The sequence below is a fragment of the Mesorhizobium sp. GW821-FHT04C10 genome (genome assembly GCF_059420305.1).
In genome coordinates this window covers 2,885,726-2,905,031 of sequence record NZ_JBWKTL010000001.1, presented here as the reverse complement: position 1 = coordinate 2,905,031, position 19,306 = coordinate 2,885,726, and the positions used below count along the sequence as shown (strand labels likewise).

The 19,306-nt window shown below is 65.2% G+C and carries 20 protein-coding genes; 18 read left to right on the top strand and 2 right to left on the bottom strand.

The window, feature by feature from the left end:
• Nucleotides 1-77: 77 nt before the first annotated feature.
• From AC07UC_RS14035 to AC07UC_RS14020, 4 genes are read left to right on the top strand one after another with little or no spacing between them, the layout of a single operon-like run.
• On the top strand, nucleotides 78-614 hold the full coding sequence (locus AC07UC_RS14035) for a cupin domain-containing protein (RefSeq protein ID WP_140774328.1): 537 nt from the start codon (nucleotides 78-80) through the stop codon (nucleotides 612-614).
• 11 nt (nucleotides 615-625) lie between these two features.
• Entirely contained in the window at nucleotides 626-1,402 is a 777-nt protein-coding gene (locus tag AC07UC_RS14030) for an aspartate dehydrogenase (RefSeq protein ID WP_494906352.1), read from the top strand.
• Complete coding sequence (locus AC07UC_RS14025) at nucleotides 1,402-2,214, top strand: alpha/beta fold hydrolase (RefSeq protein ID WP_494906351.1); 813 nt, start codon at nucleotides 1,402-1,404, stop codon at nucleotides 2,212-2,214. The genes AC07UC_RS14030 and AC07UC_RS14025 overlap by 1 nt, the downstream gene beginning before the upstream one ends.
• Nucleotides 2,204-3,943 (top strand): cobalamin-dependent protein, encoded by a 1,740-nt coding sequence (locus AC07UC_RS14020; RefSeq protein WP_494906349.1) that lies wholly within the window; start codon nucleotides 2,204-2,206, stop codon nucleotides 3,941-3,943. Before AC07UC_RS14025 ends, AC07UC_RS14020 begins: the two co-directional genes overlap by 11 nt.
• A 30-nt stretch (nucleotides 3,944-3,973) precedes the next feature.
• Here the strand turns inward: AC07UC_RS14020 and AC07UC_RS14015 are convergent, their stop codons facing one another.
• Nucleotides 3,974-4,720, bottom strand: coding sequence for an SDR family oxidoreductase (locus AC07UC_RS14015; protein ID WP_140774332.1), 747 nt, complete (start codon nucleotides 4,718-4,720; stop codon nucleotides 3,974-3,976).
• A gap of 102 nt (nucleotides 4,721-4,822) precedes the next feature.
• Between AC07UC_RS14015 and AC07UC_RS14010 the strand changes: the two genes are divergently transcribed.
• The 7 genes from AC07UC_RS14010 (at nucleotide 4,823) to AC07UC_RS13980 (ending at nucleotide 11,048) form a co-directional block, all read left to right on the top strand.
• Nucleotides 4,823-5,794 (top strand): thiamine pyrophosphate-dependent dehydrogenase E1 component subunit alpha, encoded by a 972-nt coding sequence (locus AC07UC_RS14010; RefSeq protein ID WP_494906346.1) that lies wholly within the window; start codon nucleotides 4,823-4,825, stop codon nucleotides 5,792-5,794.
• Nucleotide 5,795: 1 nt separating this feature from the next.
• On the top strand, nucleotides 5,796-6,770 hold the full coding sequence (locus AC07UC_RS14005) for an alpha-ketoacid dehydrogenase subunit beta (RefSeq protein WP_202326431.1): 975 nt from the start codon (nucleotides 5,796-5,798) through the stop codon (nucleotides 6,768-6,770).
• Between the two features lie 11 nt (nucleotides 6,771-6,781).
• Nucleotides 6,782-8,080, top strand: coding sequence for an alpha/beta fold hydrolase (locus tag AC07UC_RS14000; protein ID WP_494906344.1), 1,299 nt, complete (start codon nucleotides 6,782-6,784; stop codon nucleotides 8,078-8,080).
• 79 nt (nucleotides 8,081-8,159) lie between these two features.
• Complete coding sequence (locus AC07UC_RS13995; RefSeq protein WP_202326429.1) at nucleotides 8,160-8,483, top strand: NIPSNAP family protein; 324 nt, start codon at nucleotides 8,160-8,162, stop codon at nucleotides 8,481-8,483.
• A 1-nt stretch (nucleotide 8,484) separates the two neighbouring features.
• Complete coding sequence (locus AC07UC_RS13990; RefSeq protein ID WP_140774337.1) at nucleotides 8,485-9,351, top strand: hypothetical protein; 867 nt, start codon at nucleotides 8,485-8,487, stop codon at nucleotides 9,349-9,351.
• Complete coding sequence (locus AC07UC_RS13985; protein ID WP_494906341.1) at nucleotides 9,351-10,274, top strand: 3-hydroxyacyl-CoA dehydrogenase NAD-binding domain-containing protein; 924 nt, start codon at nucleotides 9,351-9,353, stop codon at nucleotides 10,272-10,274. Before AC07UC_RS13990 ends, AC07UC_RS13985 begins: the two co-directional genes overlap by 1 nt.
• A 24-nt stretch (nucleotides 10,275-10,298) precedes the next feature.
• A complete protein-coding gene (locus AC07UC_RS13980; protein WP_202326427.1) occupies nucleotides 10,299-11,048 on the top strand; it encodes an SDR family oxidoreductase in 750 nt (249 codons plus the stop codon).
• 23 nt (nucleotides 11,049-11,071) lie between these two features.
• Here AC07UC_RS13980 and AC07UC_RS13975 read toward each other — a convergent pair whose 3' ends face one another.
• Nucleotides 11,072-11,824 carry a pyrroline-5-carboxylate reductase family protein gene (locus AC07UC_RS13975; protein ID WP_494906339.1) on the bottom strand — a complete coding sequence of 251 codons (753 nt, stop codon included), beginning with the start codon at nucleotides 11,822-11,824 and terminating at the stop codon, nucleotides 11,072-11,074.
• 125 nt (nucleotides 11,825-11,949) lie between these two features.
• Here AC07UC_RS13975 and AC07UC_RS13970 point away from each other — a divergent pair, with 125 nt between their 5' ends.
• From AC07UC_RS13970 to AC07UC_RS13940, 7 genes are all read left to right on the top strand, one after another.
• On the top strand, nucleotides 11,950-12,723 hold the full coding sequence (locus tag AC07UC_RS13970) for a GntR family transcriptional regulator (RefSeq protein ID WP_181180014.1): 774 nt from the start codon (nucleotides 11,950-11,952) through the stop codon (nucleotides 12,721-12,723).
• 141 nt (nucleotides 12,724-12,864) lie between these two features.
• Nucleotides 12,865-13,977: a branched-chain amino acid ABC transporter substrate-binding protein gene (locus AC07UC_RS13965; RefSeq protein ID WP_181180015.1), complete on the top strand. Its 1,113-nt coding sequence runs from the start codon at nucleotides 12,865-12,867 to the stop codon at nucleotides 13,975-13,977.
• Between the two features lie 150 nt (nucleotides 13,978-14,127).
• Nucleotides 14,128-15,078 carry a branched-chain amino acid ABC transporter permease gene (locus AC07UC_RS13960; protein WP_224620706.1) on the top strand — a complete coding sequence of 317 codons (951 nt, stop codon included), beginning with the start codon at nucleotides 14,128-14,130 and terminating at the stop codon, nucleotides 15,076-15,078.
• A complete protein-coding gene (locus tag AC07UC_RS13955) occupies nucleotides 15,078-16,073 on the top strand; it encodes a branched-chain amino acid ABC transporter permease (RefSeq protein WP_140774343.1) in 996 nt (331 codons plus the stop codon). The genes AC07UC_RS13960 and AC07UC_RS13955 overlap by 1 nt, the downstream gene beginning before the upstream one ends.
• Complete coding sequence (locus AC07UC_RS13950; protein ID WP_494906336.1) at nucleotides 16,070-16,900, top strand: ABC transporter ATP-binding protein; 831 nt, start codon at nucleotides 16,070-16,072, stop codon at nucleotides 16,898-16,900. The genes AC07UC_RS13955 and AC07UC_RS13950 overlap by 4 nt, the downstream gene beginning before the upstream one ends.
• Complete coding sequence (locus AC07UC_RS13945) at nucleotides 16,824-17,573, top strand: ABC transporter ATP-binding protein (RefSeq protein ID WP_140774345.1); 750 nt, start codon at nucleotides 16,824-16,826, stop codon at nucleotides 17,571-17,573. The genes AC07UC_RS13950 and AC07UC_RS13945 overlap by 77 nt, the downstream gene beginning before the upstream one ends.
• Nucleotides 17,566-18,855 (top strand): NAD(P)/FAD-dependent oxidoreductase, encoded by a 1,290-nt coding sequence (locus AC07UC_RS13940; RefSeq protein WP_494906335.1) that lies wholly within the window; start codon nucleotides 17,566-17,568, stop codon nucleotides 18,853-18,855. The genes AC07UC_RS13945 and AC07UC_RS13940 overlap by 8 nt, the downstream gene beginning before the upstream one ends.
• The last annotated feature ends 451 nt before the right edge of the window (nucleotides 18,856-19,306 follow it).

Sequence of the window (19,306 nt, the reverse complement as noted above, 5' to 3'; positions counted from 1 at the left end):
ACTTTTTGCATTGTAGCTTCCCTGAGGTTGCCAGCGTCCCCGGCATGATCCCACAGCTCTTTCGACAGGCAGAAACCATGGACGATACCCGCCTCCCAACCGCTCCGTCCGGCATCCATGTTTCCGGATCCGAATCCCGCGAAAGCTACTGGCAGCCGGTACCGGCAAACGGCCATATCGACGTGGCGTTGGCACCGCATATCGTCGGCATGGAGCACCCCTTCGCACTTGGCACGCAATCGGTCGCGCCCGGCGGCTATGTGCGCGAGCACACGCATGACCGAAACGAGGAGACGGTCTATGTCATCGAAGGCCATGGCCGTGCCGTCATCGACGGCAAGGAATATCCGCTGACCCCGGACAGCGTGGTGTTCCTGCCGAAAAATGTCAGGCACATGTTCATCAACGATGGCGAGACGCGGCTGCGCTGGATCTGGCTGATCGTGCCCAATGGTCTGGAGGACTTCTTCCGCCTGATCGGCAAACCGCGCAAGCCAGGCGAGCGCGTGCCGTCCAACTTTCCGCGTCCGGAAAACGTGCTGGAGATCGAGCGCAAGACGGTGTTCGGGGCTGATCTCGCCGACAAGTTCGATCCCACGAAACAGACCTCCTGAAGCAGGCCAGGATGCTGACGATTGGCCTCATCGGCTACGGTGCGATCGCGCACGAGATCGTCCGCGCCTTCCCGCCGGATGCGGTTCGCTGGGTGGCGCTGTTGCGCGAAGGCGCCAGCCGGGCATTGCCGGCACATGTCAGCGCGGTGACGCGGCTTGACGCATTGATCGACGCACGGCCCACGGCGGTGGTGGAGGCGGCGAGCCAGCAAGCGGTGGCCGCCTGCGTGCCCGCGCTTCTTGAAGCCGGCATCCCGGCCATCATCGCTTCGGTCGGCGCGCTGTCCGATCCGGCGCTTGCCGCCCGACTGACTGATGCCGAGCGCATCGGAAACGCGCGCCTGGTCCTGCCGTCGGGCGCCCTGGGAGGCCTCGACTATTTGCAGGCGATAGCGGTACTTCCCGATGCGCGCGTCCGCTACACCTCGCGCAAGCCGCCGGCCGCCTGGGCGGCGGAGCTGGCTTCCGCCGGCCGTACAACCGACAATGGCGCCGTAACTCTCTTCGAGGGCACGCCAACCGAGGCGGCAAGGCGCTATCCAAAAAACCTCAATGCCGCTTTCGCCGTAGCGCTGGCGGCGGGCGCCGACAAGGTGACGGTGCGTGTGGTTGCCGATCCGGCGGCTGCCGGCAACACCCACGAAATCGAAGTCGAGAGTGCCGCCGGCACCGCCTCCTTCCATCTCGTCAACGCGCCCTCGCCCGACAATCCCAAGACTTCGGCGCTCACCGCGCTCAGCCTCGTCGCGGCCCTTCGCGAATTGCTCGACCGGGAAGGCCATCGCTGATGCCCTTCTTCGCCGCCGCCGATGGTTGCCGCATCCACTACGAGACATCAGGCGGCCATGGCCCGCGCCTGATCCTCATCCCCGGGCTCGGCGGCGATGGGAGGTTCTGGGCCGGCGTCGTTCGGCTGCTCGAGGCCCACCATCGCATCATCGTCACCGACCATCGCGGCGCGGGTCGCAGCGATCGCCCGAACAGCCTCTATTCCATTTCCCTGATCGCCAGCGACATTGCCGGCCTGCTGGCACAGACGGGCGGTCCCGCTCATATTGTTGGGCATTCGACCGGTGGCGCCATCGCGCAGGTGCTGGCGCTCGATCATGCCGAGATCGGCTTGAGCTATACGATCAGCAGCTCCTGGGCGCGGGCCGACGTCCGCTTCCGCACGCTCTTTGGCGCCCGTGCCGAACTGCTTGATGCCGGCATGGCCGAAACCTTTCAGCGCCTTGGCCATGTGCTGTGCCACGAACCGTCCTACCTCGAGACGCATGCCGGGCAACTCGACGCGGCGGCGGCAAGCGCCCCGCATACGCTGGCGCCACTCGCCGTCGCCGCGGCGCGTGTGCGCATGCTGCTCGACCACGATCGCCTCGCCGACCTGCCGCGTATCGCCGCCCCGGTGCAGGTGATTGCGGCCGCTGGAGATATCCTGACGCCGCCCGCCCTTTCGCAGGCTATCGCCAGGGCAATACCGGGTGCCGACCATGTAACTGTTCCCGGCGCGCATTTTCATCCTCTCGCCGATCCCGAGGGCTTTGCCGCCATCCTTCGCCGTTTCATCGCCGGAGCCGAGAGCAAATATCATGACCGCTGAAATCGCCGCCGCTCTCATCGATCCGCGCCTGAAGCCGGGCGCCGACCTCCTCGCCGAAGGCCGCGCCATGGCGCGCGACTGGCGGCTCGGCAGCTGCCTCTTCCTCACCGAAACCGGCATGCCTTCGGAGGCCGCCTGGAAGCGCAAGGCAGCGGCCGAGAAGCGCGTCATGCAGCACGCCCATATCGGCTTCAGAAGCGTCGACCGCACCATCGCGGCGATCGCGGAGGTGCACGGGCAATGCCGCAAGGCTGGGGTGACGGTCGACCGTTTCGGCATCACCCTCGACTGGTCGATGGGCTATCCGCAAGCCATGCGCGCCAAGGCGGCGCGCGGCACCGGCATCGTGCTCACCGGTCCCGGGGATTTTGCCCGCATCACCAATGCCGCACCCGCCGCCGCCCATTTCGGCGACTTCATGCTCGGCCTGCCGGGTGCGCTGGAAAACACCCGCTCGGCCATCGCCGCCGGGGCGACGGCGGTCGGCAATCTGGGGCAGTATTTCACTTTCCGGCTGCCCTATTGGGACGACGATGTGGCGACCACCGAGGCGACCGTCACCGCGCTCGGCCTGATCGCAGCGCAGGATGCCGAGATCCTCGTCCATTCCAATCTCGACGACGGATTTGCCGGGCTGTTCATCGACATGGCCTGCGCGCTGGGCATGGTGCTGATCGAAAAGCACATCGTCGAGGAGCTGATCGGCGCGCGCCTCGCCCATTGCTATGGCCACCATTTCAGCGATCCGCTGTCGCGCACCGCCTTCCATGCCGCGCTGGTGCGGGTCAACGACACGCCGGGCACCATGATCTTCGGCAACACCGTCTCCTATCAGTCGACCCCGGCGGGCAACTATGCCAGCCTGGCAAGCTATCTCCTGGCCGACATACTGGCGGTCGGGCGGTGGCCGTCCGGCCATGCGATCAATCCCGTGCCGGTGACCGAGAACCAGCGCATTCCCGATGTCGACGAGATCATCGACGCGCAGACCTTCGCGCATCGGCTGACGTTGCACGCCCCTTTCTACGACCCGGTCTTCGATTGGACCAAGGCGGAGGCAATGGCCGATGTGCTGGTCGAAGGCGGACGCCGTTTTGCCGACACCGTCATGAAGGGGCTGGCCGAGCGGGGGGTGGATACCCAAGACCCGGCCGCGCTGATGCTCGCCATCCGCCGCCTGGGACCGAAGCGCCTGGAGGATCTTTTCGGCCCGGGCGCGGCAAGCGGGCGCGGACGCACGCCACTGATCCATGCCGAATGGGCCCGCGAGCTCAACCACAAGGCGGCAGACTGGGTTTCGACGCAGACACCGTTGGCAAGCCGGGAACCCCTGATCGTCTGCATCGGGACGACCGATGTGCACGAGCACGGCAAGTATCTCGTCGAGCAGGCGCTGGCTGGCCTGGGCGTTGGCATTGCCGATGCCGGCGTGGCCGTTGATCCCGAAGCGCTTGTCGCCCACGCGGCTGAGACCGGGGCCAATGCCATCGCCGTCAGCACCTACAATGGCGTGGCGCTTCGCTATGCGCAGGCGGTGAAAGCGGCGATGTCGGCGCGCGGACTTGTCCTGCCGGTGCTTATCGGCGGACGGCTGAACGAAGTCCCGAAGGACTCCAATTCCGGCCTGCCGGTGGATGTGACCGAGGACATCGCAAAGCTCGGCTGCGTGCCATGCGCCGATCTCGATGCGATGCTCGTCGCCCTGCGCTCCATTCCGAACGGTCGGTGACGCCCGCCATGGTCCGGACGGGCGCTAATCTCACCAGGCCGTCATGCCGCCGTCGACTGTCAGGATCGAGCCGGTCGCAAAGGAGGATTCGTCGCTGGCAAGCCACAGGATCGCCTGCGCAATCTCGACCGGCTGGGCAACGCGGTTCATCGGCGCGCGTGCATTCAACGCCGTGACGAAGCCCTGGGGGTCGGAATGGGTTTCGAGAATCTTGTCGAAATAGCTCGACCAGGTGGTGCCGGGCGCCACGGCATTGACGCGAATCTTCTCCGCCGCGTGGTCGAGCGCCATGGCGCGTGTCAGCGCCGCGACGCCGCCCTTCGACGCGACATAGGCCGCGCGATCGGCAATCCCGACATGGGCGACGTTGGAGGCGGTGTTCACGATCGCGCCGCCGCCGCCCTCGGCCATGACCGGAACGGCATATTTGGAGCAGAGGAAAACGCCCTTGAGGTTGACGGCCATCAGCGCGTCCCAGTCTTGCGCCGCGGTGGTGACGACGGAGCCGCGTATGCCGTAGCCGGCATTGTTGACGAGCACGTCTATGCGCCCGAACGCCTCCCGCGCGCGCGCCACCATCGCCATGACGGAACTCTCGTCCGAGACATCGGCCTCCATCGCCAGCTGACCCGTTCTATGCGCAACCTCCCGTGCTTTGGCGCCGTCCCGGTCAACGACCAGGACACGCGCGCCCTGCTGCGCGAACAGTTCCGCCACGGCCGCGCCGATGCCGGCCCCCGCGCCTGTCACGATCGCCATCTTGTCCTTCAAACGCATTGTTGATCCTGTTTTCCAGATTGTTTCGTCTCCATCTTGCAGAACCCCTTGCAAAGTGTCGACACTTTTGTATTTAATTTCGACACGAGATCGGAGATATCAGTGAAAAACACTCCTTCCGTCGAACAGCACCTGGAAATCTATCGCCGCATGCTGCTGGTGCGGCATCTGGAAGAGAGCCTTGGCGCGCTCCACAAGGAAGGCCGCACGCGCGGTCCCATCCATCGCTGCGACGGCCAGGAAGCCGTCGGTGTCGCGGCAACGGCGGTGCTGGAGGCGGGTGACAAGGTCGCCACCACCCATCGCGGCCACGCGGTCTATATCGGCAAGGGCATGGCCATGCGCCCCGTGGTCGCCGAAATCCTCGGCCGCGCCACCGGCGCCTGCGGTGGACGCGCCGGCCACATGCTGATCGCTGATGCCGAGAAGGGCGTCATCGGCGGCAATGCCATTGTCGGCGCGGGCATCCCGGCGGCAACCGGCATGGCGCTTTCAATGCAGATCCTCGGCACCGGCAACGTCGCCATGTGCATCTTCGGCGACGGCGCCGCCCAGACCGGCATCTGCCACGAGGCGATGAACATGGCCGGGCTGTGGAAGCTGCCTGTCGTCTTCGTGCTCGAGCACAACCAGTTCGGCCTGACCGTCCCGTCCGACGTTCAATCGCCGGTCGAGGATCTGTCGATCCGCGCCGCCGGCTACGCGATGCCGGCCGAGATCGTCGACGGCAACGATGCTGTCGCCGTCTACCGCGCCGTGTCTGCCATGACCGAGCGCGCCCGGCGCGGCGAAGGCCCCGGCATGGTCGAATGCAAGACCTATCGCATCGAAGGCTTTTCCACCTCCGACATGGGCGGCTACCAGAAGCCGCAGGACATCGCCGCCTGGAAGGCACGCGACCCGCTGCTGGTTTCGCGCAAGGCACTTCTTGGCGATGTCGGCGAGACCAAGCTCGCCGACATGGAGGCGGCGGCCAAGGCCGAGGTGGCCGAGGCCTTCGAGACCGCGCTGTCGGATCCCCTGCCGGAATTTTCCGTCGACGAAGCCTGCAATCCCTACAGCGGAGCGCACTGACATGGCCATGATGCGGTACGCCGAGGCGCTCAACGCGGCGCTGCGCGAAGAGATGCAGGCCGATCCTTCCGTCTTCCTCTTCGGCGAGGACATCGGCCGCTATGGCGGCGTCTTCAAGGTGACGAAAGGGTTGATGGAGGAGTTCGGCGAGACGCGCGTGCGCGACACCCCGATCTCCGAACAAGCGATGACCGCCATGGCGGTGACCGCGGCCATGACCGGCACCCGTCCGGTGCTGGAAATCATGTATGCGGACTTCATACCGCTGACGCTCGATGCGCTGGTCAACCAGGCCTCGATCTACAACTACATCTGGAACGGCCAGGTGAAGATGCCTTTCGTGCTGCGCACGCAGGGCGGCGGCGGCGCCGGTGCCGGCGCGCAGCACTCCAAGGCGCTCGATTCCATGCTTGCCCACATACCCGGCATCAAGGTCGTTGCCCCGTCGACGCCTGCCGACGCCAAGGGCATGCTGAAGGCCGCGATCCGCGACGACCAGCCGGTGGTCTTCCTCGAGCACAAGCTGCTCTACAACATTCGCGGCGAGGTGCCGGACGGCGATGTGACTGTGCCGCTCGGCAAGGCCGCGACCATGCGCGAGGGCAGCGACATTTCGATCTTCGCCACCTCCAAGATGGTGGTCGAGGCGTTGAAGGCCGCCGACCTCTTGGCCGCTGACGGCGTTTCGGCCGAAATCGTCGACCTGCGATCGCTGCGCCCGCTCGATGTCGACGCCATCGTCGCCTCCATCTCGAAAACGCACCATGCCGTGGTGGTCAACGAAGGCTGGCGCTTCTGCGGCTATGCCGCCGAGCTTTCGGCAACGATCATGGACCACGCCTTTGACGAGCTTGATGCACCGGTCGCACGCGTCACCCTGCCGGACATGCCGATCCCCTACTCCGAACCGCTGGAAACGGCGATGCTGCCGAATGCCGAAAAGATCCGCACCGCCGCGCTGAAGACGCTGAAGTGACGGAGGCGGCGATGACAACCCATCCGATCACGATCGACAGCGCCGGCGGCGAATATATGGAAGCCGTGCTCGTGATCGCCTGGGCGGTGAAGCCAGGCGATCCGGTCAAGGCCGGCGATCTGGTCGTCACCGTCGAGACGGCCAAGGCCGCGACCGAAATCGAAGCCGACCGCGACGGCTGGCTGGCTGACATCTTCTTCGCCGAAGGACTGGAAGCACCGGTGGGCGCCGTGCTCGGCACGATCGCGGACGAGAAGCCGATGGCTGGCCAGCCAGCCTCGCCCGGGCCGGCGGCAGCAGCCGCCACGGCAGCCAATCCGCGCGAGCTTGTGGCTGACGAAGCCTCTGCCTCCATCCGGCAGCCCGGCAGCCGCCCGATCGCCAGCCCGCTAGCAAGGCGGCTTGCCGCCGCGGCCGGGCTCGACCTTGCCGCCATTTCGGGAAGCGGGCCGCGCGGACGCATCAAGAAGCGCGACATCGATGCCACCCTTGCCGCTCGCACGAACCAACAGGATGCCGCGGTCCAACGGACGCCGGCCCCGGGTCGGACATCGTCTGTTGCCGCGCCGATGGTGGCCAGACAAGCCATGCCTGTGGTTTTCATCCATGGCTTCGGGGCGGATCGCTCCGTGTGGCAGCAGGTCGTTCCGCTGCTCGGATCGGGGATCGAGACAATCAGCCTCGATCTGCCCGGCCACGGCGGTGAAGCCTCCACGACGGCGGGCAGCATCGAAGAGATCGCTTTCCTCCTTTCCGATCGGCTGGAGGAAATGGGCGTGGGCAATGCCCATCTCGTCGGCCATTCGCTCGGCGGCGCGGCGGCTCTCGCGCTCACCCGGCTTGGCCGCCTTGCGGTCCGCTCTGTCACGCTTCTCGCTCCCGGCGGGCTCGGCCCCGAGATCAATGCGGGCTTCCTTGCCGGGCTCGCCCGCGCAACAACCGTCCAGGCGCTGGATCGGTGGCTGGCGGTCATGGTCGGCGCCCCCTCGGCCTTGCCGGGCGGCTACGCGCAGGCCGCGCTGCGGCAGATCGAAAAGACCGGCAATCGCGACACGCTCGCAGCGATGGCAGAAAGCCTGTTCCCCGACGGCACGCAAGGCTTCGATCTTGGCGGCGCGCTCGCGGAACTCGCCGTCCCGACGCGGCTCATCTGGGGCAGGCTCGACCGCATCATCCCGGCCGCCCATGCGGCGCGCGCGCCAGGCTTTGCCGCCGTCCATCTTCTCGATGGCATCGGCCATGTCGCGCAGATCGAGGCGCCGGCGCTCACGGCACGGCTGATAACCGAGACGGTGCGAAGCGCCGGCTGAGCCGTCGGCCACGGAAGGCAGACAGACCATTTTGACCGGCGCCGGGGCGCCGGAGCAGATGCCAGAAGGAGTGCCAAAAATGATCTTCGACCACCGCGTTTACACCGCCCGCCCGAACAAGCTGTCGCATTTCCTCACCCTCTACGAGGAGGTCGGCCTGCCGATGCAGCGGCATTATCTGGGCGAGCCCTTCGGCTTCTTCCAGACGCATATCGGCGACCTCTCGCGCACCGTGCATCTGTGGAAATATGACAGCCTCGCCGACCGGGAAGAGCGGCGCGACCGCATGGAGGCCGACCCGGAATGGCAGGCCTACCGGCGCAAGGTGATCGAGACCGACTATCTGCTCGATATGCGCAACCAGATCCTCAAGCCCGTTTCGTTCTTCAATCCGGGAAAATAAGATGGACCTGATTTTCTCGGCCGAGGGGCAAAGCTGGCCGCTGCGCCTCAGTGGCAATGCCGACCGCACCCGCCGTGCCTTGCTGTCGGCGCTGCCAATGCGCCTGCAACTCCATACGCCCAAGATCGCCGGCAGCCATATCTACTGGCATGCGCCCTTCGTGGAGGATGTCGAGGGCGCCACGCATGTGCTCGCCGCGAGCGCCGGCGCCTTCATCTACTGGCCGGTACGGCAGTTCCTCGAAATCACCTTCGCGCCGCTTCAGGCGGAGAATGCCGAGATCACCGTTCTCGGCCATCTTGACGCACCGGTGGAAGGTATTGCCGAGCTCGCCGCGACACTGAAGCGGGATCAGGGCCGACGCATTCTGGAAGGCACGCTGGTCCAATCGGATGGCGGCGCAGCCGAGCCGTCGGCGCCGCCGCCGCTCCCGCAGGATATCATCGCCGCGCGCAAGGCGTTGTGGGCGGCTTGTCCCGCCGATATCGGCAATGTCACCGCGTCCCGCGCGATCATGCACCCGGCCGGTCCCGTCTTCACGGCGGAGTCGGAAGCGCGGGTGCTGCACGAGCTGCTGTGGTGGATCCGCGCGGCACGCGGCAGGGACGAGGCCGTGCGGCGGCAGACGGCCGCGCTCGCGCTCAACAAGACCGGCACGCGCCTGCGCGACTTCTGCCACATGGAAGAAACGCCGGCTCTGCTTTTTCGGCTCGAGGCGGCGATGGGCGACGGCCATCCCTTCGATGCCCTGATCGACGAGGCAATCCTGGTCGCTGGCCGGATCGGCGCCTGGCTAGATCTCCTGATTCCATGGAACGACCTCAACGAGGCTTTTCGCGTCGCGCTTGATGGCAGAAAGGCCGGCTGATGGAAAAGCTGACTATCGGCATTGTTGGCTTCGGCGTGATCGGTCAGCGCTGGGCGGCTTGCTTTGCCCATGCCGGCCATGCGGTTCGCGTGTTCGATCCCACCGACCGGCGCGAGACGGCATTCAGCGAGGTGTTGCCCACCCTCATGGCCGACCTCGACGCATTGAAGGGCCCCTCGCCGGCGCCCGGTACGCTCCGTCTTTTCCCGACGCTCGCCGAGACGCTCGAAGGCGTCGGCTTCGTGCAGGAGAATGGCCCGGAAAACCTGGCCCTCAAGCGCCGGCTGCTCGCCGAAATCGAAGACCATGTCGGTGACGAGGCTATCATCGCCTCCTCCTCCTCGGCGCTGCTGGTGTCCGACATGCAGGCCGAGTGCCGCCTGCCCGGCCGCATCGTGCTCGGCCATCCCTTCAACCCGGCGCATCTGATGCCGCTGGTCGAGATCGTCGGCGGCAAGGCGACCGATCCACAGGCAATCGCCCGGGCGCGCGCCCTCTATGAGGCGATCGGCAAGAAGCCGGTGACGCTCAACCGGGAAGTGACCGGTCATATCGCCCTGCGCCTGATGGGCGCCATGTGGCGCGAGGCGATCGCGCTGGTGCGCGACGGCGTCGCCTCCGTCGAGGACGTGGATCGAGCCTTCATGTACGGGCCGGGACCGAAATGGACGCTGCAGGGCTCGTTCATTTCCAACAGCCTCAACGCCGATGGCATCGAGGATTTCCTGCACAAATATGGCCCGACCTATCAGGCGATCTGGGACACGCTGCTCGATGCCAAGCTCGACGGCGAGACGATCCGCGCGATCACGGCTTCGACGGATGCAGCCGTGGGAGAGCGCAGCCAGCGCGAACTGAAGGCGGCACGCGAGGCCGGCCTCGTCGACATTTTGAAAACGGTTACCGAACGCGGCGCGCTTTGATCATAGCGGCTTTGGAGAGCAACCATGGATTACCGTACTGCCCTTGTCACCGGCGCCTCGAAGGGCATCGGCGCAGCGATCGTCGAGAGCCTGGTGGCCGAAGGATTGACCGTCCATGCGCTGGCGCGCAGCGATGACGCGCTGCGGGTCTTGCAGCAACGGCTCGGGCCCCGCGTCAAGCCGCTTGTCGCCGATGTGCGCGACCATCAGGCGATCGCCTCGGCACTCGGTTCGGCGGAAATCGACGTGCTGGTGAACAATGCCGGCGGTCTGGCCACGGTGCGTCCCCTTCAGGAGCAGAGTGCCGAGGAGACGGCCGAGGTTGTGGCGCTGAACCTCACCGCGCCGTTGCAGCTCATCCGCCTGTTGCTGCCTGGCATGATCGCGCGCAAGCGTGGCCACATCTTCAACCTGACAAGCACGGCGGCCGGCGCCGTGTTTCCCGGCACGACGACCTATGGCGCGGCCAAGGCCGGCCTCTCCCAGGCTGGCCGCATCCTGCGCTTCGATCTCGCCGGCACCGGCGTGCGGCTGACCGAGATCGCGCCCGGCCGTGTGGAAACGGATTTCTACCTGAAGGCCTTCGACGGCGACCGCGAGGGCCTGCGCAAGCGCATGTACAGCGAGCAGCGGCCGCTGGGCCCGGCCGATATCGCGGCCGTGCTTGTCTCAGCGCTGCGGATGCCGGACCATGTCGACATTGCCGAACTGACCGTCACGCCGAGCGAACAGGCCAGCGGCGGCCACATTTATCCACCAGCCCCGCAGCGGTGACCGCGCAGCAAAGAGGCCGCGCATCAGCCAGGTCGGGTCAATTTGTCGAGCACGGCCGCGCAGGCTTCCTCCCAGGCCGCTGGCACGCCGCGCGCCGAAAGAACCTGCAGCCCCCGCTCGGTGATGCCGCCCGGCGTCACCAGCTCTTCGAGCATCTGATCCATCGGCTCGCTCTTCTCCGCAATCAGCCGCCCGGCCGCCACGAAGGTCATTGCCGCCAGCCGGCGTGCGATTGCCGGGTCGAGACCTCTGGCGCTTGACCAATCGGCCGTGTTGCGGATCAGATCCTGCGCCCAGCCGTACACGGCGGCGCTGACCGTCGCCACCTCGAAGTCCGTTTCGCTGGCAAGGGCGATCGAGGGGCCGAGCCGGTCAAGAACCGCCCGCGCCTGCTCGATATCGGGGAAGTAGGCCGTCGGACTGGAGGCAATCTCCGAAGCGGTGAACGGCATGGCGCGCACAGCGCGCGCGGGCGCGACATCGAGCCGTGACAGCGGAACCCCGGCGCAGACCGAAACCACCACCTGGCCTTCGCGCCACGGCAAGCCTTGAACCGCATCCGGCGCATGGCTGGGCCGCACGGACAGAATGACGACATCGGACCGTTCGACGAGATCGCGATTGTCCACCGCCAATTGAAAGCCGTGGCGGGCGGCAAGTGCCGCGGCCTTGCCGCGCGGCGACAGGATGACTGCCGCGGGGTCAAGCCCGGAACGCAGGAACCCGGCCAGCATGGATGTCGCCAGATGCCCGACGCCAAGAACACCGATGATCATGCTTGTCTCCCGAGCCTTGTCTCCCAAGCCTGCAACCTGTGGCTTGCCATTCCTGTGAAGTTGGGAAAGAAAGATGCACCATAAAGTGTCGACACAGCCTGCAGACAAACCGGATTGGAACCTTCATGACCGAACGAGCCGAGACTGGCGCCGATAGCGACTCGTCCGTTGCCAACGAGGCCGAGACGCGCCGCAGCGCCGACAGCAGCGAACGCGCTTATCTCACCATCCGCAAGCTTCTGGTCGAGTTCAAGCTGAAGCCTGGCGAACGCATCAACGAGGTCCAGCTTTCGCGCAGCCTCGGCGTGTCGCGCACGCCGATCCGCGAGGCGCTGAACCGGCTTGCCTCCGAGGGCTTCGTTTCGCTCACGCCCAATCGCGGCTTCTTCGTCCGGAGCCTCAGCACCGAGGGCCTGCTCGATCTCTACGAGCTGCGCTCCATCATCGAATCCGCCGCCTTCAAGTTGATGTGCGAGCGCGCTGACGACAGCGAGATCGACCGTTTGCGGCAGTATTGGGAAGCAATCGTCGATGTCTACCCGAACCAGCCGCCGGATATCATCCTGGCCGAGGACGAAGGCTTTCATCTGCTCATCGCCGAACTGTCCGGAAATCCCGAACTCGTCGGGCAGCTCAGCTCCATCAATGCCCGCATCCGCTTCATCCGGCGCATCCAGATCGAACACCCCTCGCATGACAAGGCACAGATCACCTCCCATTCGGCCATCGTCGAAGCCGCCGTCAAGCGCGATGCCGAGAATGGCGCGAAACTGTTGCGCGAACATATCGAAATGACCGTCTCCGCCACGCAGCAGGCGCTCAAGGACGCCCTGCTCAAGGTTTTCGCGCCCGACAATGGCGCCGAGTTGAAGCGTCGCCGAAGGGCTCGCGACGCATAATCGATATCTGAGCACAAAATTGAACGCAATAGTGTCGACACTTTCTTGACGGCGCTCTCTTTGTCTGCTTCGATGGGCTTACACGGGGAAGAAGACCGGAACGGCCTCCCCTGTCGTAGTCAGCAGCTAAGGGGAACCATGATGAAAAAATCTATCGCCACACTTCTTCTCGGCGCCTCGCTTTTTGCGGCGCCGGCCATGGCCGAGCAGATCACCGTCGGAATGTCCGCGCCGCTCTCGGGCGCGCAGGCCTATTTCGGCAGCACCTGGCACAATGGCTTCAAGCTCTACGTCGACAAGCTGAACGCCGATGGCGGCGTCAATGGCGTCACCATTGCCTATGACCAGCAGGACGACAAGGCCGACCCGCGCGAGGGAACGCTCGTGGCCCAGAAATTCTGCGACAATGACAAGGTCGTGCTTGGCCTGGTGAACTTCAATTCCGGCGTCGCCCAGTCGACGCTGCCTATCTATGAAGACTGCACGCTGCCGACCATGACCTTCGGCTCCAATCCGTCTCTCACCAAGCAGGGCTACAAGTTCATGGTGCGCCCGGTGGCCAACGATCTGGCCGGGGCATTGCTGCCGGCCGAATATGCGCTGGGCAAGCTCGGCGCCAAGACTGCCGTGATCGTCAACGACAAGCAGGTCTTCGGTCAGGGCATTTCCGAAATCTTCGCCAAGAACTTCGAAGCCGGCGGCGGCAAGGTCCTCGATACCATTGCCGTGGCGCCGTCCGACGTGGACTTCACCGCCGTGCTGGCCCAGATCAAGTCCAAGAAGCCCGATGCGATCTATCTCGGCGCCGTCATGCCGCAGCTTGCGCTGTTTGCCAAGCAGATGCACGAGCAAGGCATCGCCGCCGCGCTGATGGTGCCGGACGGCGGCTACACGCCGGACCTCATCAAGCAGGCCGGCGAAGCCAATATCCAGGGCACGCTTGTCGCGATCCAGGTGCCGCCGATGGATGCCTCCCCCGAGATCGCCGATTTCGCCAAGCTCTACAAGGCGAAGTATGGCGAGGAAGCCGGCCCGTATTCGATCTACGGCTATGTGCAGGGCCAGATCCTGGAACAGGTGCTGAAGACGACCAAAGGCCTGACGCGTGAGGACCTCAACGCGGCATTGCATGCGGTCAAGGCGAAGACGGTCGTCGGCGAACTGGAATTCGACGACACCGGTGAACTCAAAGTCGCCCCATCCTACCTCTACAAGGTGGAGGGAACGGGCTTCAAGCTCGTCGGTTCGAAGTAGCAGCCAGACCGCCGGAGCCGCATCGCGACGTGCGAAGCGGCTCCCTCACCTGTTGACGGGCGTGCCTGCCGCAAGTACGGGCGGCCTCGTCGACCATTCCCCTTCCCGGTTCGACCGGTCCATGGGGTTGCAGGCACAGGACGCCGGCCCATGCTGGGAAACCTTATCCAACAAACGGTAAATGCCCTGACCATCGGCTCGATCTACGCCCTGATCGCGCTCGGCTACACCATGGTCTACGGCGTGTTGCGCATGATCAACTTCGCCCATGGCGAGATGTTCATGCTCGGCGCCTATGTCGCCTTTCTGGCGCTCAGCCTGCTGGTCGGCGATGTCGGGATGTCGGGCGCGCTGGCGCTGACCGCGGCCTTTCTCGTGGCGATCTTCCTCGTCGGCCTCATCGGCGTCGGCATCGAAAGGGTCGCCTACAAACCGCTGAGGAGCTCCACCCGGCTCGCGCCGATGCTGTCCTCGCTCGGCGTTTCATTGTCGCTCGTCACCGGGGTGCAGATCCTGGCCGGCCCACAGCCGGTCGCCTTTCCCAGCTTCTTCCCCGTCGTCCGCTATCAGGTGATGGGCGGCACCATCACCTTGATGCAAATCGGCATCCTGATCGCCGCCTTCGTGCTGATGTTCGGCCTGCATGTCCTGGTCAACCGGAGCCGTATCGGCATCATCGTGCGCGCCGTGTCGGAAAGCCGCCCGACCGCGCAGCTGCTGGGCATCAACGTCAACGGCGCCATCTCGATGGTGTTCTTCGTCGGGCCGCTGCTGGGTGCTGCCGGCGGCATCCTCTATTCCAGCTATTATGGCATCATGTCGCCCAGCATGGGCGCCGTCATCGGGCTGAAGGCCTTCACCGCGGCCATCCTGGGCGGCATCGGCTCGATCCCCGGCGCCATGCTCGGCGCCTTCATCCTGGCTTTCATCGAAGTGTGGGGAACCGCGCTGCTGCCCATTGTCACAAACGGCGTGCTAGGCACCGAGTATCGCGACGTTCTCGCCTTTGCGATCCTCATACTCGTGCTCCTGGTCCGTCCCGCCGGCATACTCGGCGAGGCCGTCTCCGAGGAAAGCATCGTGTACAAGAGGGAATTCTGATGGCCGCCGTCGACACCCTGGCCACGGCCCGGCCGCGTGCGAACCGGACCATCTCCTGGCTCGTCCTAGCCATTGCGATCGCGCTGATCGTGGCCACGCCCTTCCTGCCCAACTACCATGTGCGTGTCCTCAACAGCCTGCTGATCTACATCCTGCTCGGCATCGGCCTGAACATCGTGATCGGCTATACGGGACTGCTGGATCTCGGCTTCGTCGCCTTCTACGCGGTCGGTGCCTACAGCTACGGGCTGCTGGCAAGCCCCCAGCTCGGCCTGCATATGCCGTTCCTGCTCATCCTGCTCGTCGCCGCCTGCCTTGGCGCGATCACCGGCATATTGCTCGGCATTCCGGTGTTGCGATTGCGCGGCGACTATCTGGCCATCGTCACGCTTGGCTTCGGCGAGATCATCCGCATCATCATCAACAATCTCGACTGGCTGACCGGAGGGCCGCAAGGCATTGCCCGCCTCGACAAGGCCTCGATCCTCGGCATTCAGATCGCCCGGCCGATCGATTTCTTCTGGCTGCTGCTGATCACCGTGCTCATCGTCGGCACCGTGGTCTGGCGGCTCGAACGCTCCATCCTCGGCAAGGCGTGGGCGGCGATCCGCGAGGACCAGGACGCCGCGCGCGGCATCGGCATCAACACCACCAATGCCAAGCTTGCCGCTTTCGCCACCTCGGCCACGATCGGCTCCATCGCCGGCGCGATCTTCGCCGCATCGCAGCGTTTCGTCAGCCCGGAAAGCTTCACGCTGCAGGAATCGGTGCTGATCGTGCTGATGATCGTGGTCGGCGGCATCGGCAACATCTTCGGCATCGTCGCCGGCGCGGCAATCCTGATCCTGCTGCCGGAGCTGCTGCGCGAATTCGCCGAATGGCGCATCCTCTTCCTCGGTCTTTTGATGATCTCGCTGATCATCGCGCGCCCGGCCGGCATCGTGCCGCGCAGCTTCGGGCCGGAGAAACTGATCCGGGGGCTTTTCGGAAAATGACACTGGTCTTTCAGAGCCTTCGCAAGGTGTATGGCGAGGTCGTCGCCATCGACGACGTGTCGACCGCCTTCGCCCCCGGCATGATCCACGGCGTCATCGGACCGAACGGCGCCGGTAAGTCGACGCTGATCAACATGACGGCGGGTTCCTACACGGTGTCCTCCGGCTCGATCACGCTCGACGGCAAGCGTCTCGACAAGCTCAAGAAATACCAGATCGCCAATTCGGGAATTGCCCGCACCTATCAGAACATCCGCCTCTTCGACCAGATGACGGCCATCGAAAACCTCGAGGTCTGTTTCTATCCCGCCGAGGTTGCGGCCGCCTGGAGGGAAGTGATCTGGCCACCCTATGCCAACGCCCAGCGCCGGCGCCGGCGTGAAAAATGCATGGAAATCCTGCGGTTTTTTGACCTTCAGTCCTATGCCGACGTCGATGCCGGGGGCCTGCCCTATGGCCGACAACGCATGCTGGAGATCGCCCGCGCGCTGGTCGCCAATCCGCGCGTCCTGCTGCTCGACGAGCCCGCCGCCGGATTGAACCACCATGAGACGGCGGAGCTGACGGCAAAACTCACCGCGTTGCGTTCGCCCGACCGCATCATGATCGTCGTCGAGCACGACATGGATCTCGTCATGACGCTCTGCGACAGCATCATCGTCATGCATCACGGAAAACTGCTCTTCCGGGGCACGCCCACCGAGGTGCAGGCAAGCACCGACGTCCAACTCGCCTATCTGGGAACCGCCAATGACATCGACGACATCCGAGCCGCTGCTCAGGATCGCCGGGCTCAGCTCGGGATACGGGCGCGTCGGCGTTCTTGAGGACATCAGCATTGACGTCGATCCGCATGAGATCGTCGTCATCCTGGGTCCCAACGGCGCCGGCAAGACGACGCTGCTCAACTCAATCTCCGGCGTTGCGCGGCCCACCGCCGGCAGCATCGCCTTCGAGGGCCGCGACATCACCGGGATGCGCCCCGAACAGGTCGTGCGTCTCGGCATCACCCACTGCCCGGAAGGCCGCCAGATCTTCCAGCGCCTGACGGTGGAGGAAAACATGGTCGCGGCCCATATCGGTCGCGGCGGAAAGAGTTTCGAAGCGTTGCGCGCCGAGGTGTTCGAGCTGTTTCCGGTGCTCAAGGAACGGCGCAACGGCATGGCCAGCCGCATGTCCGGCGGCCAGCAGCAGATGCTGGCGATCGGGCGCGCGCTGATGGCCGAGCCGAAGCTTCTGATGCTGGACGAACCGTCTCTCGGTCTCGCCCCGAAGATCGTCCACCAGATATTCCGCATCATCCTCGACCTGTCGCGCAACGGCATTTCGATCCTGCTCGTCGAGCAGAACGTTCAGCTGGCGCTCGAATGCGGCGACTACGCCTACCTGCTCAACACCGGCAAGGTGAAGCTGCATGGCCCGGCGCAGGAAATGGCCGCGCATTCGGCCCTGAGGGAACACTATCTCGGCGGCGCCAGCGAGGACGTCCTTCATGTTTGAGGTCGACTGGAAGACGCCGCATCTGTGGCGCAAGACCGCGAACAGGCGCCCGGCCGCACCGGCGCTGCAAGGCGACCTGAGGACGGACGTGCTGGTGGTCGGCGGTGGCTTCACCGGCATGGCCGCGGCACTCGGCGCGCGCGACAGCGGCGTCAACGTCATCCTGCTCGAGAGCAACGAGATCGGATCGGCGGCGTCGGGCCGCAACAACGGCCTTGTCATCTCCCACCATTCCAAGGCCTCGCCGGCGGAGTTCGAGGCGGTCTACGGCAAGACGATCGGCGAGCGCTACAATCGCATGGTTGCGGATGCGGCCGGCGTCGCCTTCGGCCTGATGCAGCGCTTCAACATCGACGCCCACCAGGTTCAGGAAGGCTGGATCCAGCCCGCGCACACCGAGGCCACGCTTGCCCGCGCGCGCCAGTTCCACGAGGAGTGGAAAGCCTTCGGCGCCAATGTCTCCTGGCTTGACCGGGCCGAAGCCACCGCGCGCATCGGCAGCCCCTATCTCGGTGGCTGGATGGTGCACAATTCCGGTCACATCAATCCGTTCGCCATGACCATTGGCCTTGCCGGCGCCCTTGAGCGCGAAGGCGTGACCATCTTCGAGAACGCCCCGGCGTCCCGCATCGAGAAGGTGGACGGCGGCTGGCGCGTCTTCACCGCGACGGGAAGCGTCACGGCGCCGGAAGTGGTGCTTGCCACGAATGCGCTTACCGGCGACCTCTGGCCTGGGCTGAAGAAGACACTGATGCCGTTCAAGGTCTTCCAGGCCGCGACAAACCCGCTGCCGGAAGGCCTGCGCACCAAGATCCTTGTCGGCAACCCCGCAGTGTCCGACATGCGCAACGACATCCGCTATTTCCACTACGACGTCGACGGCCGGCTGGTGAGCGGCGGCACGCATACATTCTGGTTCGACGAGGCCGATCGCGGCCGCGCCAAGGTCTCGAACATGCTGGGCAAGGCTTTTCGGGCATTCGGCGGCGAACCGGCGATCGTGGAATACTGGCATGGCACCTTTGCCGTGGTGCCTGATCGCAGGCCTCGCCTCTATCGCCTGGCGCCCGGCCTCGTGTTTGGCGGCGTCTATTCCGGCCGCGGCGTGGCACTGGCAATGTCGCTTGGCCAGGAAATCGGCCGCTGGGCAGCGGGCCGGCGCCGGGACGAGCAGATGCCTTTGCCGGTCACCAACATGAAACCGGTTCCGTTCCATCCGGTCGCCGTGCAGGTCGCCAACAGCATGCATCTCTGGAACCGCTTCAAGGATCGAAGCTCTTGATGGCGTTATAGGCCGACGACGCAGATTTCGTGTGCCGACGGCTTGATGGTCCAGCCAAGGTGTTGCCCTGGCATGTCATGCCATTGGGGCGGCAGTCCCGCGATGCCCTCCCCTCTTGTTTTCGTGCGCTCGTTCCGTCGCGCTTTCTTTGAGAGGATTCCATGGGGTCGACGGGTGGCGCTATAATCCTTGTCGTCTTCCTCATCACCAGTAGTAATGGCGGCTAAATCGCCCAATGAATATCGTGAATGATCGAAATGGGCCGGAGAACGAGCGACCGCTTCCAGGATCGCTCACGGGCTGGAGGCCGCGCAAGAAGCACCGATCGCCGCGACGAACATGATGACCGGACCACGCGATCGGGAAGGCGGCACGTCCGTCAAACAGGCTGCCGTGAGCGATACCGGATCCAAACAACAGGGCGCCGCCGAAAACAGCGCGGAAGCCTGTT